This window comes from candidate division WOR-3 bacterium, assembly GCA_039802205.1.
Taxonomy (GTDB): domain Bacteria; phylum Hydrothermota; class Tepidihabitantia; order SM23-42; family JAOAFX01; genus JAOAFX01.
Window position 1 is genome coordinate 56016 of sequence record JBDRWD010000002.1, and the last position, 16243, is coordinate 72258.

Sequence of the window (16243 nt, forward strand, 5' to 3'; positions counted from 1 at the left end):
AGTAAAGAGCATGATTAATTCAATTCTAAAACTATACTCTTATTCGCCTGAGAATCTAAATTTATTTTGGGTAAGATTTTATTTTGATGAAAGACGTAAATTTAAGTTTATTCTTTAAATATCTTAATCCAAAAAAGGCGATTTTCATTGACAAAACCCTTAATTATTGTATAATTACCTATGGAAATCCTGTTTAATTTAAAAAAGGAACAACTGTTAAGAGAACTGAAAGAGATTAATGTGGCACCAGAGGCCTATGAGATATTTATCAAAAAAGCCGAACAAAAGATTATTAAATTAAAAAAAATTTCACCAGCCCAGGCAAATATTCTCAAGCAGATTGCCCTAATTTGTGGAGCGGATGTGGCAATCCCCCAGAATATCTATCGGTGTGAAAAAAGGAGAAAATTTGATGTGATTCTTTTCGCTAATCAGCGTGAGCTTGAGAAGATAATAAGCCGTCTCCAGGAACAGCCATGGATGGAAAGCATCGCGCAGGAGTTAGGTATCTTGGCCCAGTCCAACCAGACTCCTGTGGCTAAAATCGGCAATAGAATTATAAAATTTGGAAGAACTTATCTCATGGGAATTATCAATGTTACCCCGGATTCGTTTTATAGCGGTAGCCGTTACCAATCGCTATCAATGGTCAAAAAGGCTCTGGAGGAAATGGAAAAAGAAGGCGCAGATTTTATTGATATCGGCGCCGAGTCCACCCGCCCCGGTGCTCAAATGCTCAGTGCCAAAGAGGAGATAGCCCGGTTACGGATGATTTTTCCTGAAATCGTCAGAGCCACGCGTTTGCCGATTTCCGTCGATACCTATAAAGAAGAGGTTGCTAAATTTGTTTTGGACCAAGGAGTAAAGATCATAAACGACATATCTGGACTTGGTTTCAAACATAAGAACGAAAAGTTTGCCCAATTGATTGCCCGTTATAAAGCAACGCTAGTAATAATGCACATTCAGGGGACACCGCGCACCATGCAAAATAACCCGCATTATGATAACCTGTTATCGGAAATAAAAGAGTATTTCCGGGAACGGATTGATTTTGCACTCCAATGTGGGATTGAACCAGAAAGAATAATTATTGATCCTGGTTTAGGATTTGGGAAACGTTTGGAAGATAATTATGAGCTAATTGAGCGCCTGGGGGAATTGAAGATTTTTGCCCGACCCATACTGGTCGGTCATTCGCGCAAATCCTTCATCGGTAACCCATTTAACCTACCACCGGAGGAACGGCTTGAAGGAACTTTGGGGGTAGCAGCATTACTAATAAAAAACGGTGCCTCGATCTTGCGCGTTCATGATGTCTTAGAGACACGTAAGGTTGCACAATTAATCGACCGCATCGTCCGATGAAATTGTTTGGTTTTATCAATCTTACTACCCTTGATATCATCGATATATTAGTTGTCGCGATACTTATCTATCAATTCTTGAGATTTATAAAAGGAACCAAGGCGACCCCCATTTTATTCGGGCTCATGACAATCTTTATTGTTTCCTTTATTGCCCGATGGTTTAACCTTCGGGCGCTCGCTTGGATTATGAATTCAATTCTTGCCGTCTGGGTTGTAGCCTTTGTAATTCTTTTCCAGCCCGAGATAAGAAATGCGTTGGCGTTTATCGGCCGGCAACGGCCGCTTCGTTTCTTTTTTAAAGTTGAGCCATTCCCCACCGTGAATGAAATCGTCGATGCAGTTAAAAAATTAGCGGAGAATCATCATGGCGGGCTGATTGTCATCCAGAGAAATGATAATCTGGGTGACATCATTGAATCGGGGGTCCGAATCGATGCCACCGTCAATTCCATCCTCATACAGAGCATCTTTTTCCCAGATAATCCACTTCATGACGGTGCTTGTGTAATTCAGGGTGACCGTATTGTCGCTGCTGCCTGTGTGCTGCCTCTAAGTGAAAATCCCGATCTTGGGGGTAAGTTTGGACTCCGCCATCGTGCCGCCCTGGGCGTGGCGGAAAACACCGATGCCTTCTGTATCGTTATCTCCGAAGAGACCGGCAAAATCTCTTTTGCCTACAAGCAAAAAATGGTTACGCGTGTCTCCGCCGATGCCCTGGCAAAGACCTTAAGAAGAGTCTTGCGCGAATAAATAATATATCTTGACAGATGATAATATTTGAGTATCATATGGAGTAATTTGAAGGAGGTTTGATGCGCTTTGTGGGTTTGCTCTTTGTGGTGATTGTGATTGGGTTTATAATTGGTTTCATCGTCCTCAATGTTGATGAAAGGGTAAATATAAACATATTTGGGCAACATTATAGCAACATTGCACTTTCCATGGTTTGTTTTTATTCCTTTGTGGCGGGGATGATTTTCATCCTCGTTTTTGCACTGGCTGATGAGATAGTTTTGAGAAATGCTATTAACAAATTAAAAAAGGAGAACGAAAACATAAAAAAAGAACTGGACGCCCTCCGCAATCTGCCCTTTGAGGAGGAAAAATGACTGTTCTGGTAATCATTGTCATTGCCCTCATTGCCTTTATCACTTACTTCTACTTCCGCCCGCGTCCCAAATCATCGGTAAACATTCCCTACTTAGAATCACTCATTGCGGAACTTGAAAATAATGAGGAGCTGGCAATAAAAAAGTTAAAAGAAGCACTGAATATTGATACCAATCTGGTTGCCGGATATATCCGGTTGGGGAACCTATACCGTAAGCGCGGTGATATCGAGCGGGCAATCAAGATTCATCAGTCATTGACAGTGCGACCCACCCTGCGGCGCGAGGAGGAAAAAAAGATTTACTTTAGTCTGGTGGAAGATTATTTGGCTTCAAACCGCCCCAATCGTGCCATCTCTTTCCTGCGCGAGATTTTAAAGATTGATCGGAACGACGAAAAGGCACGGGATTTACTCTTGAAAATTTATGAAGATTTACAGAGTTATCAGGAATGTATTGCTTTGAGCGAAGAATACCCCGAACAGATTGATGTTCAGCGTCTCGCTTATTACTATGCTGCCCATGCCCATGCGCTAAGCACCGATGCGGGTAACGAACCTGAGGAGAAAAGTAAAGAAGTTCAGCAACTCCTCAAAAAGGCACTAAAAATCAAACCCGATTCGGTCAGCGCGTTATTTTACAATGCTGAATTCTACAAAAATATCGGTGACCTTCGCAAGGCAAAGGAATATTACACAAAAATTCTTGAATTGCAGTCCAATTTCGCGTTTCTGATACTCACCGATTTTGAAAAGGTGGCTTACGAAACCGGGCATTTTGAACAAATAATTCCCCTCTACGAAAAAATATTCAAAGCCAATCCCAAAAATTTTGCTGTGGGTTTTGCCTTGGCTAATTTGTACGAAAAGAAAAACGAAATTGAACAAGCCCGCAGTATTTATCGCAAGACCGGAGAACTATATCCGGAGGCTGTCCTGCCCCACATCTACCTGATGAAGTTATCTGGAGAATCAAAAGAAATCAAAAAAGAAATCGCGGAAATTGAAAAGATACTACTCCCCTATAAGTTTGTTTGTCAGAAATGTGGGACCAAAATTCCCAAATTTAATTTTCTATGTCTAAATTGTCGCGCTGTAGAATCATATTTGCCGCAGCTTTGATTGCCTTTGCGGGTTTCGCTCAAAATATTGATGAGGCAATAAAGCTCTTCAACACCTTTCAATTTGACAAAGCCAAGGAGGCGTTTACCGCATTAGCACGAAATAAAAACCATCCCCGAATTGCTGAAATTTACTATTATCTCGGCAAATTGGCGGTACATCCGGACTCCGCAATCTATTTTTATAAATTAATCATTGATAATTACCCACAATCCCGATATGGGGATATCGCCTACCTGGAAATTGCCAAAATTTTTATCGGTCAGGAAGATTTCAAAAATGCCTTCTTCTATCTAAACGAATTGATTAACCGTTATCCTAACACCGAATTAAAAGATGAAGTATTATTCTGGAGTGGCATTGCTTATATTGAAACCGGAAACAAAACCAGTGGTTATCAGACTCTCCAGGAATTGATCAAAAGATACCCCCATTCAATTTGGTCCAGTCGTGCCCGGGACCTTCTTCCTCCTGGTCCCTCTCCAGCAGCCAAGGAGTATTATACAGTCCAGGTAGGGTCGTTCCGTAATAAAGAAAATGCCCTCAAGCGCGTAGCTGAACTCAAAGAAAAAGGGTTTGAAGCCCGCATTACCGAAGCAGTGGTAATGGAAAAAATCCATTATCGCGTCTGGGTTGGTGAATTTGAAACCCAGGAAGAAGCCAAGGCGCTTGTGGCTAAGCTTGATTCGCTGGGTATCAGGGGGAATGTCGTCAAGGGTTATTGATTCTTTCAATAGCCCATTCGCGATTTCCTCGTTTCAATTAATCAGGATAGCAAAAAATTTAAAGTTTCCTGGTGATATCCTGAAATCATTCACGGGGATATGCAATTAACGCCACTTTTAGAACAATATCAAAGGATAAAAAATAAGTATAAGGATGCACTCCTTCTATTCCGCGTTGGAGATTTCTACGAATTTTATTATGAGGATGCCAAGCGGGCGAGCATTCTACTCGGCATAACCCTCACCTCTAAAACGATTAGCAAAGGCAATCGGGTGCCCCTGGCCGGCATTCCGGTGAAGGCGAGCGAGAGTTACATCGCCAAACTGGTTAAAAATGGCTTTAAAGTGGCAATCTGTGAACAACTGGAGCCAGCAGATAAAGCCAAAAAACTTGTCGCCCGGGATGTGATTGAAGTAATCACTCCTGGGACTGTCTTGCGCCCTTCTCTTTTAGAAGAGAATAAAACCCTCTATGTTGCGGCGATTATCCCGGAAGAAAAAAATACGGGTATTGCCCTTTGTGATATCACTACCGGTGAGTTTTTCAGTGGCGAGATAACATCGGAACAAGTACCAGAAACACTCATGCGCAAAGAAGTCAAAGAATTGGTCATCCCGCAGGGAATTACCCTTGATCTTGAAATTCCTATTACCTCAATCGATGGTTATCACTTTATCTATGAAATCGCCTATCAAAATCTCAAGGAACATTTTAATGTTGTCACCTTAGATGGTTTTGGTTTAGAGGGCAAAAAACTAGCAATCTCGGCGGCGGGTGCATTGCTTTATTATCTTAAAGAAAATCAAAAATCCACCCTACCGCAAATCACGAAATTACGATTATTTGATGCGGGAAATTCTTTATATCTGGATAGCACCACAAGAAAAAATTTGGAATTGGTAGTGAACATCCGAAATGGCGAAACCAATACTTTATACTGGGCGATAGACAACTGCCTGACCCCTGCGGGTAAAAGACTATTGCGTAACCAAATTCTTGAACCCCTCATTGATTGTGAAGCCATAAATGAAAGACTGGATGGGGTTAGCGAATTGAAGGATAAAACCTTTTTGCGCCAGCAGTTGCGCGAGTTCTTAAAAGAAATTCGCGATGTCGAGCGGATCACTACCCGCTTACTTTGTGGGAGGATCACACCCCGGGAGATGAATACGCTTAAAGATTCATTAAAGATCTATCCACAAATAAAAGATCTTCTTAGAAATAGTGATTGTAAGATATTAAAACGAATCTATGATGATATTAATAATTTTGATGGGGTGGTGACAAAAATAGAAAACGCCATTGCTCCGGAACCACCTGCCACACTCGATGAAACTGGCATAATCAAACCGGGATACTCAAAAGAATTGGATGAATTACGAGAATTGGCGCGTAATGCCCGCGAATGGTTGATCCGTTTTCAAAACCAGGAACGGGAAAAAACCGGTATCAACTCCCTGAAAGTTGCTTACAACACAATCTTTGGCTATTATATTGAAGTAAGCAAACCAAACCTCCATCTAGTCCCCGATTATTATATTCGGAAACAGACTCTCGTGAATGCCGAGAGATTTTACACCCCAGAATTAAAAGAATTTGAAGAAAAAATTCTCAATGCTGAAGAAAGAATAAAAAGCTTGGAATACGAAATCTTTGTTAAATTGCGGGATGAAATTGCACAGGAAGGTAAAAAAATTCTTCACAGCACCCAGGCAATTGCCCTATTAGATATGCTCCAGGCATTTGCCGAAAATGCGGTTTTATACAATTATACCCGTCCAGAGATAAACAATGGTGATAGAATCGTTATCACCGAAGGTCGACATCCGGTCCTGGAACGGTTGATGGAAAAAGGTTCATTTGTGCCCAATGATACCGAACTGGACCGTAACCGGAATCAAATTCTCATCCTCACCGGACCCAATATGGCAGGTAAATCCACCTACCTACGCCAGGTAGCTCTGATTATAATCATGGCGCAAATCGGCAGTTTTGTGCCGGCCCGCGAAGCTCAAATTGGTATCGTGGATAAAATCTTCACGCGCATCGGTGCCAGTGATGATATTGCCCGGGGTGTGAGCACCTTTCTTGCCGAAATGATGGAAACCGCTAATATATTAAACAATGTCTCAGAACGGAGCCTGGTCATCCTGGACGAAGTCGGCCGGGGAACCTCTACTTATGATGGCCTTGCCCTTGCCTGGGCAGTCGTTGAAGAATTACATAACAACAAAAAACCCCGCTCCCTGTTTGCCACACATTTTCACGAATTAACCAAAATTGAAGATTTTCTCCCCGGAGTTAAGAATTACAACTTTCTGGTCAAAGAATGGGGTGATGAAATAATCTTCCTGCGTAAATTAAATCCAGGTCCGTCCGACCAATCCTACGGGATTCAGGTTGCGCGGCTGGCCGGGCTGCCCAAATCCGTTATTGACCGTGCCAGAGAAGTACTTGCCAAATTTGAAGAAGGCGAAGTATTCAGCATCCGTAAACTGAAAAAGACAAAATTGACTCAACCGGATCTCTTTATTGATAAAAAATAAAAATGTCTTGACAATTTTGTCTTTTGGATTATAATAAAAAAATGAAAATGAATTTCAAAATCAAAAAAACTTATGAGTACCAATTGTTTTATGATTATGCACGGCGTTACAAACTTAAATCTTCCCGAAAACGAAAATTCATCATGGATTATTTCTTAATGCAGGACAAACATTTAAGTGCCGAAGAGCTCTATCAACAGGTGAAAAATAAAATGCCGAATGTTGGTTATTCCACAATTTACCGAACCTTGAAATTGCTCGTGTTATGCGGTTTAGCAACAGCCCGCCAATTTGAAAAGGGCATTACACGCTATGAACCAATACACCACAAAGAGCACCATGACCATTTCATCTGCACAAGTTGTGGACGCATAATTGAATTCTGCAATCAAAAAATTGAAGATCTCCAGAGGCAGATCGCCCGCCGCTACCGATTTCTCATTTATGAGCATAAACTGGAAATTTACGGAATGTGTCCAAAATGTAAAAAGAAGGAGAAAAGATAAATGGCACTGGTCAATCTAACCTTAATGAGATCAGGGGAGAAAGGGAAGATCGTAGAGATCGTAGGCGGCCGCGGCATCGCCAAACGTCTGGAATCGCTGGGTATTATTCCCGGCGCCGAAGTGACCAAAATAAGTGAACAATTCATGCATGGGCCGATTGTCATAAAAGTCGGTCAGAGTCAGTTAGCGCTCGGCTACGGGATGGCACAGAAGGTGCTGGTAGAGATAACCTATAAGATAAAAAAGATCCTCCTCGTCGGTAACCCCAATGTGGGTAAAAGTGTAATATTTTCCCGTTTAACCGGGGTTGATGTCATCGCCTCTAATTATCCGGGCACGACTGTGGACTATTGTCGGGGTTGCACCGGACATGGAGACAAACGGATTGAAGTAATTGATGTACCGGGCACATACAGTCTGGAACCAACAACCCCAGCGGAGGAAGTAGCAGTCCAGATGTTGAATAAGGCAATTGAAGAAGGCGAAAGTATTGTGGTAAATGTCGTGGATGCGACCAATCTTGAACGGAATTTAAATTTGACCCTTCAACTTTTAAAAAAGAATATTCCTATGCTCATTGCCTTGAATCTCTGGGACGAAGCAAAACATACGGGTATCGAAATTGATGTAAAAAAACTCGAAGAAATTTTAGGTGTACCAATCGTACCCACTGTTGCTGTAACCGGCGAAGGGGTTAAAGAACTTGTGAATAAACTCGACCAGGCAAAAAAAGGGGCTTACAATTTTAAAGATGAGGAACGCTGGAAGATCGTCGGTCAGATAATTGCCCAGGTCCAGGTCATCAAACACCGCCATCATACTTTTTTAGAGAGAATTGGCGACTTGACGATCAATCCGTGGTCAGGAATTCCTGTTGCCATAGTGCTTCTATTCATTCTCTTCCAGTTGATAAGATTAATCGGTGAAGGGTTGATAAATTTTCTATTCGATCCCATTTTCATAAATCTTTGGAAACCCCTGATGCTTTCTTTTTCCTGCCTTTTTGGAGGAACGGGAATAATTCACAATATCCTGATTGGCGAATTGATAAACGGAGATATTGATTTTGGTATCTCATTCGGAATATTGACAACCGGTCTTTATGTTGAATTCGCCCAGGTACTTCCCTATGTCTTTGCCTTCTATTTTATCCTCAGTTTCCTTGAAGACTCCGGCTATCTTCCCCGCCTGGCGGTCCTGGTGGATAAATTTCTGCACTTTTTCGGACTCCATGGCATGGCAATAATTCCGATGCTCCTTGGCTTAGGCTGTAATGTTCCCGGCATGTTGAGTACAAGAATTCTTGAGACGAAAAAAGAAAGATTTATCGCTGCCACACTCATGGCGATATGTATACCCTGCATGGCAATGAATGCCATGATATTCGGACTGGTAGGAAAATACGGAGCTAAAGGTTTGTTTCCGGTCTTTGCTACTTTATTTCTAATATTTTGCCTTGGGGGTATCTTATTAAAGTTCTTCTTTAAGGGCGAAAGTCCGGAAATCTTTACCGAAATTCCAGCCTATCGCATACCATATTTTCCGGCGATGATCAAGAAAGTTTTGATGCGGGTCAAGTGGTTTATTCTGGAAGCGACACCATTTGTCTTGCTGGGCGTGTTGATTGCCAATATCTTTTACACATTTGGAATTTTCCGATTTCTTGCCCAGCTCCTTGATCCCGTGGTAGTTAATCTTCTTTCCTTACCCACGGAAGCCACCATCGCCCTCCTCATCGGATTTCTAAGGAAGGACATTGCGGTTGGCATGCTCGTTCCCTTGAATCTCTCTTTAAAACAATTGATCATCGCCAGCACAGTATTAGCAATGTATTTTCCCTGTGTTGCCACTTTTTCAGTCTTTATAAAAGAATTGGGAATCATCGACACCTTAAAGGCTGCGGGGATAATGCTTTTCACTGCATTTACCGTAGGAGGGATATTAAATCTAATTCTTTAAATTGCCCAATATGATAAAAATTGTTTCAGGATGGATACCAAATGCCTTGCCTTGGTTTATTTTTTAGATATAATTAACTAATGGCAAAAAGAAAGTTATTTTACTATGCAATAAAGACAAAAATTGGCAAGATCTTGATAGTCTGGCAGGTTCAGAATTGTAATTCAAAGATTTACTCCATTCTGCTACCGCCATTTACCCTTCGCACAATAAAAGAGCGATACCCCAAGATCCAACCCAAGGTGAATGGAATAATAAAGAAAGTAGCCAACCAAATAAAACAGTTCACCGCGGGAAAACAGATCCAATTTTCCCTCCAGTTACTAGATCTGACAATTTTAAAAGATTTTCAGAAAAAGGTATTATTATTGACTTACCGCATACCCCGCGGTCAGGTGGAAACCTATGGTTCTATTGCGCGCAAATTAGGCATTCTCAGAGGTGCCCGGGCAGTGGGCCAGGCACTCGCGCACAATCCCTTCCCTTTAATCATTCCCTGCCATCGGGTGATAAAATCTGATGGTTCACTCGGAGGATTTGGAGGTCGGGTAGGCTTAAAAAGAAAATTATTATCATTGGAAGGAGTGAAGGTTTAATTATGAAGTTTGTTTATTCTCCAAATTACTGCGTAGATCTGAAAGGGCATATCTTCCCTACCGAAAAATATCGGCTGATTTATGAGACCTTAAAACAAGAAGGGTTTATCACTGATTCCAATCTTTACCATCCTGAGATGCCTGCACTTGAGGATTTAAAAAAAATCCTTACCCCAGATTACCTTGACGATCTTTTAAACAGCCGTGTTACTTTCCGGACCTGGCGTTCGGAACTACCTGTAGAACCAGAAATAATCAAATGGCAGATATTGGGCTGTGGTGGGTCCTACCTTGCCGGCAAACTTGCTCTAAAGAGCGGTGCCTGTTATCATATTGGAGGTGGATTACACCATGCCTTTGCTGATCATGCTGAAGGTTTTTGTTATCTCAATGATGTAGCGTTTGCCGCTGTGAAACTGCTTGAGGAAGGTGTGAATAAAATAACCGTGATCGACTGCGATCTACACCAGGGTAATGGTACTGCAAAATATTTTCAAAATGAAAACCGAGTTTTCACATTCTCAATTCACCAAGAGCACCTCTATCCCGTAAAAGAAAAATCAGATTTGGATATTGGGCTGGATTTCAATGTCGGCGATGAGGAATATCTTGAGAAACTGCAATGGGCGCTGGAAAAAATATTTAATGAATTTAAACCTGAGTTTGTCATCTATCTTGCGGGTGCTGATCCTTATCTCTATGACCAGTTAGGCAATCTAAGACTCACGATTGAAGGGTTGATAAAAAGAGATGAACTCGTTATAAACTATGCCTACAAAAATAATTTACCCATGATTGTTGTGTTGGGTGGGGGCTATGCCCAAGAACTCGAGGATACAGTCGAAATCCACTGTAATACTGCCCGGATTTTGCATAAAATCTACGGCTGATGGAGGTTAATATGATTTTCTTTAGTATGATCCTTTTAAATCTAATAACCAAGGGGGTTGAGATGATTGAACTCCCTGCACCCCAGTTTACCAATGTCGGGCTGGAGGAGTGTATTAAAAAAAGACGCTCAATAAGAAACTTTGAAGATAAAGAACTCAATCTCCAGCAGATCTCTAATTTGTTATGGGCTGCCCAGGGGGTGACCGATTCCATAAAGGAACTACGGGCTGCGCCGAGTGCTGGCGCTACCTATCCTTTAGAAATTTTTGTGGCTAAAAAAGATGGATTGTTCCGGTATATTCCTCAAGGCCATAAGTTGAAGAGAGAAAGCGCTGAAGATTTAAGAAAAGAACTCGCCCATGCCGCCTGGAACCAGATGTTCATTGCCGATGCGGGCTTGGTGATAATCATCACCGCGGTCTACCAGCGTACTGCCAGCCGGTATGGGGAAAGGGCATACCGTTATATCAACAACGAGGTAGGTCACTGTGCCCAGAATATCCATTTAGAAGCCGTGGCCCTAGGTTTGGGTTCGGTTCCAGTAGGTGCCTTTGATGATGGACGCGTCAAAAAAATACTAAAACTAAAAGACGAAGAACCGCTTTATATCGTTCCGGTCGGTTACCCGAAGATTAAATAGGAACCGCTTATTTCTTAAAAACAACCTCTCCCCTCTCCATATCTACTTTGATCGTACTGTTTTTGGCAAATTCGCCGGCGATTATCTTTTTTGAAAGTGGGTTTTCAATCAATCGTTGAATCGCCCGACGCAAGGGTCTTGCACCATATACCGGGTCAAATCCTTCATGGGCGAGAAAATCTTTAACCTTCTCTGTGAATTCAATATTATAGCCAAACTCGGCAACATTCTTACCAACCTTTTTCAACTCCCGCTCCACAATCCCTTTTATCTCCTCAAAACCCAATGGTTTAAAAACAATCACTTCATCGATCCGGTTCAAAAATTCAGGCTTGACACTCCGCTCTAAAACCCGATAGACTTCTCTCTTGGTTTGTTCATAATCAAATTTACCATTCTTCAAATTTTCAGTAATTATCTCACTCCCTAAATTAGAGGTCATGATCACAATTGTATTTTTAAAATCCACGGTCCGCCCCTGCCCATCCGTTAAACGGCCATCATCCAATAACTGAAGTAAAACATTAAAGACATCTGGATGGGCTTTCTCAAATTCATCAAATAATATCACCCGATATGGTCGGCGTCTTACCGCTTCGGTCAATTGTCCACCTTCTTCATAACCCACATAGCCAGGTGGGGCACCAATCAATCGGGAAACAGTATGTTTTTCCTGATATTCGGTCATGTCAATCCTCACCATGGCATCTTCAGTATCAAAAAGAAATTCGGCAAGGGCTTTTGCGAGTTCAGTTTTACCTACGCCGGTAGGTCCTAAGAATATGAATGAACCGATCGGCCGTTTAGGATCTTTCAAACCAGCCCGGGAACGCCGGATTGCATCACTCACTGCCACCACTGCATCTTCCTGGTCCACCAGTCGTTCATGAATACGTTCTTCCATTTTTAACAACTTATCCATCTCTGATTCCAACATTCGGGAGACTGGAATTCCGGTCCAGGAAGAAATGATTTCGGCAATATCCTCTTCAGTCACGCGGTCATCAATCCCTCTTTGTTTCATCCATTCATTTTTCTTTTTCCGGTATTCTTTTTGGAGTGTCTCGGTTTCATCGCGGAGTTTTGCGGCCAGTTCGTAATTGCGCATTTCTACCGCCCTTTTCCCCTCTTCAGTCAGTTGCTCCAAACGCTTTTCCATCTCCTTTAATTCCTCAGGCATTGAATATATCTCAATCCGGGCTCGAGCACAGGCCTCATCAATCAGGTCAATCGCCTTATCCGGAAGATGTCGTTCGGTGAGATAGCGATGGGAAAGTTTCACGGCGGCATTTATTGCCGAATCGTCAATGATCACACCGTGATGGGATTCATAACGGCTCTTCAGTCCCTGGAGTATTTTGATACTATCCTCAATTGATGGCTCGCCGACATAAACCGGGGCAAAACGTCTCTCCAATGCTGCATCCTTTTCAATATGTTTGCGATATTCGTTCAAAGTCGTGGCACCAATGCACTGTAATTCACCCCTTGCCAATGCGGGCTTGAGCATGTTGGAGGCATCTATCGCTCCCTCCGCAGCCCCGGCTCCAACGATCGTGTGTAATTCATCAATGAATAAAATTATCTCACCTTTACCTTTTCTTATCTCGTCCATTACCGCTTTTAACCGCTCTTCAAATTCGCCCCGGAATTTAGACCCGGCAACGAGTGCCCCCATATCCAGCGCCAGGATTCTTTTATCTTTTAATATCTCTGGAACATTCTTCTCCACAATACGCTGGGCGAGTCCTTCCACAATCGCAGTTTTGCCCACACCAGCTTCGCCGATGAGCACCGGGTTATTTTTGGTTCTTCGGGATAAAATTTGTATCACTCTTTTTATCTCATTATCACGGCCAATAACTGGGTCTAATTTCCCTTGCTTTGCCAGGGCGGTGATATCCCGGGCGTAGCGCTCGAGTGCCATGTATTTACTCTCCGCATCCTGGTCAGTAACTCGTTGGGAACCACGGATAATCTGTAATGCCTGATAGATCTTCTCCTTGGTGATCGCGAATTCGCGCAATATCTTAACAGTCTCCCCTTCGGTCTCTTCGGCGATAGCTAAAAATAAATGCTCGGTTCCCACATACTCATCCTTCATCCGCTGGGCTTCGGCCTGTGCCAAGGAGATCAATTTCTTTGTCCGGGGGGTAATATAGATCTGGGCAGTGGCAGCGCCATACACTTTCGGTCTGAAATCCAGTATGGATTCGAGGCGACGCTGAATCACATCCGGCATGATATCCATCTTTCGCAAGATCTTTGGAACCAGTCCATCTTCTTGTCTTAAAAGCGCCAAAAAAATATGCTCAACATCCAGTTCCTGATGATTATACTCATCAAGGATCTCCTGGGCGAGGGCAATCGCTTCTTGGGCTTTTTGTGTAAATCTATCAAATCTCATACATCCTTTAGACAAAGATTTTCAAGAAATGTTTAGAAAGACAAAATTAAAATGCAGGTTCCAATCCAGAGAAGAAAATTGATAATCAGTGGGGGGTCATTTAACAATGCCTGATTGGGGATATCGGCGCCAGTTTTTTTCTCAATGATATAAAGATAGCGAAACATGCCATAGATAACAAAGGGGATGGTAATAATCAAATTACGGGTGTTAAATTTATGCACTGTCTCAGGTGCAAGCGTGTAAATACAATATGATACAATACAAGCGGAGATGGTAATATTGATCATGTGGTTCAACATATCTACGGAGTAATGAAATAAAACGCGCCGGTGGCGGTTGGCTTCAACACCCAGCAGTAACATTTCTGATTTTCTCTTAGCCAAAATGATGAAGAGTGCAATCAAAAAAGTGCAGAGGATTAACCAAGAAGATATTTCAACATTGATGATTACAGCACCGGCTATAGATCTCAAAACATATCCAATCGCTACCACCAATACATCAAGAATCACCAAAGATTTAAATACTAAAGAGTAACCGATGCTCAAACCTATGTAGCATAAGGCAACCCCAAAAAATTTTTGAGTAATCTGGTGGGCGAGATAGAGTGCAACGGTACCGATGACAGCGGCGCAGATTAGCGCGGGGATAATCTTTATTTTTCCTGAGGCGATAGGACGGCCTTTCTTGGTTGGTATCTCCCGGTCATACCGGTAATCCAAAAGATCATTGATGATATAACCGGTACTACTTAACAAAGAAAAAATTACAAAGCCGGCGCCGGCGGTGAGAACCTTTTCTAAATCATAAAACTCCCTGCTGAAGATCACACCGGCAAATAAAAAGATATTTTTCACCCATTGTTCGGGACGGAGCAATTTTGCATAATCTCTGATCAAATCGCTATCTCTTGGATTTCGGCAGAATTTTCAAAATTCCGTGGCGCTGGTGAATGTGAAATCTTTTATCTTTAACGCCGGCACCACCATTCCACGGGGCATCCGTGCACCGTAACCCGGTTCATCCGCGATAAAGAAGGTATTCCGGGATATCGCCTCAACTCGATTCAGGGCCTCAAAAATATTTTCCGTAAACCGCAGATTTTTTATCCCATGGATGATTTGCCCATCTTCAATCAAAAATGTGCCATCACGGGTCATGCCGGTGAAAACCAGTTTATAAGGGTCAATAACATTGGTATAATGGAGTCGGGTGATGAGAATCCCCTTTTTGGTCGTTTTAATCATCTCTCCTAGAGAACTATCACCCCCCCTCATCACAAGGTGGAGAGGAACTGGACCAAAAGGATTGGGATACATCAGAGCATGGCCCGTGCTCTTTTTCTTTGCCATTGCCGCGGTCAAAGAATCATAAACCACGTTCTTTGCTACACCTTTTTCAATCAAGACGAGTCTTCTTTTGGGAATACCTTCAAAATCAAAGGGGGTTATAAACCCTTTTCGATAAAATGGGTCATCAACAATCGTTATCCGCTCATCAACGATTTTTGTCGACAGTTTCCCACAGAGAAACGAACGTTTCTCTTCATAGGCTTTACCATTGAAGGCATAGTAAGCCAGATAACTTATCAAGTCACTTACTGCCAGTGGTTCAAAGATAGTCGTGTACTTTCCCGGGGTGAGTTCTACCGGATTTCTGGATTTCAATGCCTTTTCAGCCGCAAGTTTTGCCATTTTTTTAAAATCCATATCTATTAAGCTTTTGGCACCCCCCTGGACATACCCGGTAGAATTTTCTGTAGCCATGACAATATTACAGAAAATATCGCTCCCCTGATCATACGCGAAGACCCCCTGGGAATTACCAATAGCAATCGTGGTGGTTCCATTGGAAACTGAACCATAACAGGTGAGATTATTCTCCCGAGCTACGCTGATGATCATCTTTACAATCTCTGCTCTTTTATCCGGCGACATCTGGGCAGTCTTTTTATCAAAATGGATCAAACGTTTATAGGCAGTGGGTTTAATTGCAGGTAAGGAATCAAAATATGGGTTATCCACCTGGAAACGGGCAATGGTTTCGGCCCAGTGTAGCGTCTCCTTAATACGCTGGAAATCGATCGAATTTGTGTATGAAGAACCAATCTTTTTGCCCAAAGCGACACGGATATGGACTCCCGTATTTGCTTCCTGAACATTCTGGTGAATATAATTGTTTGCATACCGGGTTAACGCCGAATCAAAATCAAATATCACAATTTCGGTCTGATCGGCTTTTGATTCTTTTAAAACATAATCAATGATTTTCTTTGCCTGCTTTTTCTCAATCATAGCACTCCTCTTTGGTAGATTTTATATAAAAATTTTCCAAAGTCAATATAGCGATTTAAATCAGGAAATAGTCTT

General features: G+C 42.3%; 14 protein-coding genes. 11 read left to right on the forward strand and 3 right to left on the reverse strand.

What is annotated here, in order from left to right:
- Nucleotides 1-180 precede the first annotated feature (180 nt).
- The 11 genes from folP (at nucleotide 181) to ABIL39_00815 (ending at nucleotide 11464) form a co-directional block, all read left to right on the forward strand.
- Nucleotides 181-1368, forward strand: coding sequence for a dihydropteroate synthase (gene folP, locus ABIL39_00765; protein MEO0164655.1), 1188 nt, complete (start codon nucleotides 181-183; stop codon nucleotides 1366-1368).
- Nucleotides 1365-2120 (forward strand): diadenylate cyclase CdaA, encoded by a 756-nt coding sequence (gene cdaA / locus ABIL39_00770; GenBank protein MEO0164656.1) that lies wholly within the window; start codon nucleotides 1365-1367, stop codon nucleotides 2118-2120. The genes folP and cdaA overlap by 4 nt, the downstream gene beginning before the upstream one ends.
- Before the next feature lie 62 nt (nucleotides 2121-2182).
- Nucleotides 2183-2479: a lipopolysaccharide assembly protein LapA domain-containing protein gene (locus tag ABIL39_00775; GenBank protein MEO0164657.1), complete on the forward strand. Its 297-nt coding sequence runs from the start codon at nucleotides 2183-2185 to the stop codon at nucleotides 2477-2479.
- Entirely contained in the window at nucleotides 2476-3600 is a 1125-nt protein-coding gene (locus ABIL39_00780; GenBank protein MEO0164658.1) for a tetratricopeptide repeat protein, read from the forward strand. Before ABIL39_00775 ends, ABIL39_00780 begins: the two co-directional genes overlap by 4 nt.
- Nucleotides 3555-4325 carry an SPOR domain-containing protein gene (locus ABIL39_00785; GenBank protein MEO0164659.1) on the forward strand — a complete coding sequence of 257 codons (771 nt, stop codon included), beginning with the start codon at nucleotides 3555-3557 and terminating at the stop codon, nucleotides 4323-4325. The genes ABIL39_00780 and ABIL39_00785 overlap by 46 nt, the downstream gene beginning before the upstream one ends.
- A 99-nt stretch (nucleotides 4326-4424) precedes the next feature.
- The gene (gene mutS / locus ABIL39_00790) at nucleotides 4425-6872 is read left to right on the forward strand and encodes a DNA mismatch repair protein MutS (GenBank protein ID MEO0164660.1); all 2448 of its coding nucleotides are present in this window, start codon (nucleotides 4425-4427) and stop codon (nucleotides 6870-6872) included.
- Between the two features lie 41 nt (nucleotides 6873-6913).
- Entirely contained in the window at nucleotides 6914-7378 is a 465-nt protein-coding gene (locus ABIL39_00795) for a transcriptional repressor (protein MEO0164661.1), read from the forward strand.
- Nucleotides 7379-9337: a fused ferrous iron transport protein A/B gene (locus ABIL39_00800; protein MEO0164662.1), complete on the forward strand. Its 1959-nt coding sequence runs from the start codon at nucleotides 7379-7381 to the stop codon at nucleotides 9335-9337.
- An 80-nt stretch (nucleotides 9338-9417) separates the two neighbouring features.
- Nucleotides 9418-9933 (forward strand): MGMT family protein, encoded by a 516-nt coding sequence (locus ABIL39_00805; GenBank protein ID MEO0164663.1) that lies wholly within the window; start codon nucleotides 9418-9420, stop codon nucleotides 9931-9933.
- Between the two features lie 2 nt (nucleotides 9934-9935).
- Nucleotides 9936-10823 carry a histone deacetylase gene (locus ABIL39_00810; GenBank protein ID MEO0164664.1) on the forward strand — a complete coding sequence of 296 codons (888 nt, stop codon included), beginning with the start codon at nucleotides 9936-9938 and terminating at the stop codon, nucleotides 10821-10823.
- An 11-nt stretch (nucleotides 10824-10834) separates the two neighbouring features.
- Complete coding sequence (locus tag ABIL39_00815; protein ID MEO0164665.1) at nucleotides 10835-11464, forward strand: SagB/ThcOx family dehydrogenase; 630 nt, start codon at nucleotides 10835-10837, stop codon at nucleotides 11462-11464.
- Nucleotides 11465-11471: 7 nt separating this feature from the next.
- Here ABIL39_00815 and ABIL39_00820 read toward each other — a convergent pair whose 3' ends face one another.
- Genes ABIL39_00820 through ABIL39_00830 form a run of 3 tightly spaced genes read right to left on the reverse strand, consistent with a single transcriptional unit; the run spans nucleotide 11472 to nucleotide 16168 of the window.
- Nucleotides 11472-13871: an AAA family ATPase gene (locus tag ABIL39_00820; protein MEO0164666.1), complete on the reverse strand. Its 2400-nt coding sequence runs from the start codon at nucleotides 13869-13871 to the stop codon at nucleotides 11472-11474.
- A gap of 32 nt (nucleotides 13872-13903) precedes the next feature.
- Entirely contained in the window at nucleotides 13904-14773 is an 870-nt protein-coding gene (locus ABIL39_00825; protein MEO0164667.1) for a decaprenyl-phosphate phosphoribosyltransferase, read from the reverse strand.
- A gap of 30 nt (nucleotides 14774-14803) precedes the next feature.
- A complete protein-coding gene (locus tag ABIL39_00830) occupies nucleotides 14804-16168 on the reverse strand; it encodes a TldD/PmbA family protein (protein MEO0164668.1) in 1365 nt (454 codons plus the stop codon).
- Between the last annotated feature and the right edge of the window lie 75 nt (nucleotides 16169-16243).

What these genes read in the sequence shown, in the direction of transcription:
- folP (MEO0164655.1), top strand. Translation starts at nt 181, where the DNA reads ATGGAAATCCTGTTTAATTTAAAAAAGGAACAACTGTTAAGAGAACTG.
- cdaA (MEO0164656.1), top strand. Translation starts at nt 1,365, where the DNA reads ATGAAATTGTTTGGTTTTATCAATCTTACTACCCTTGATATCATCGAT.
- ABIL39_00775 (MEO0164657.1), top strand. Translation starts at nt 2,183, where the DNA reads ATGCGCTTTGTGGGTTTGCTCTTTGTGGTGATTGTGATTGGGTTTATA.
- ABIL39_00780 (MEO0164658.1), top strand. Translation starts at nt 2,476, where the DNA reads ATGACTGTTCTGGTAATCATTGTCATTGCCCTCATTGCCTTTATCACT.
- ABIL39_00785 (MEO0164659.1), top strand. Translation starts at nt 3,555, where the DNA reads ATGTCTAAATTGTCGCGCTGTAGAATCATATTTGCCGCAGCTTTGATT.
- mutS (MEO0164660.1), top strand. Translation starts at nt 4,425, where the DNA reads ATGCAATTAACGCCACTTTTAGAACAATATCAAAGGATAAAAAATAAG.
- ABIL39_00795 (MEO0164661.1), top strand. Translation starts at nt 6,914, where the DNA reads ATGAAAATGAATTTCAAAATCAAAAAAACTTATGAGTACCAATTGTTT.
- ABIL39_00800 (MEO0164662.1), top strand. Translation starts at nt 7,379, where the DNA reads ATGGCACTGGTCAATCTAACCTTAATGAGATCAGGGGAGAAAGGGAAG.
- ABIL39_00805 (MEO0164663.1), top strand. Translation starts at nt 9,418, where the DNA reads ATGGCAAAAAGAAAGTTATTTTACTATGCAATAAAGACAAAAATTGGC.
- ABIL39_00810 (MEO0164664.1), top strand. Translation starts at nt 9,936, where the DNA reads ATGAAGTTTGTTTATTCTCCAAATTACTGCGTAGATCTGAAAGGGCAT.
- ABIL39_00815 (MEO0164665.1), top strand. Translation starts at nt 10,835, where the DNA reads ATGATTTTCTTTAGTATGATCCTTTTAAATCTAATAACCAAGGGGGTT.
- ABIL39_00820 (MEO0164666.1), bottom strand. Translation starts at nt 13,871, where the DNA reads ATGAGATTTGATAGATTTACACAAAAAGCCCAAGAAGCGATTGCCCTC.
- ABIL39_00830 (MEO0164668.1), bottom strand. Translation starts at nt 16,168, where the DNA reads ATGATTGAGAAAAAGCAGGCAAAGAAAATCATTGATTATGTTTTAAAA.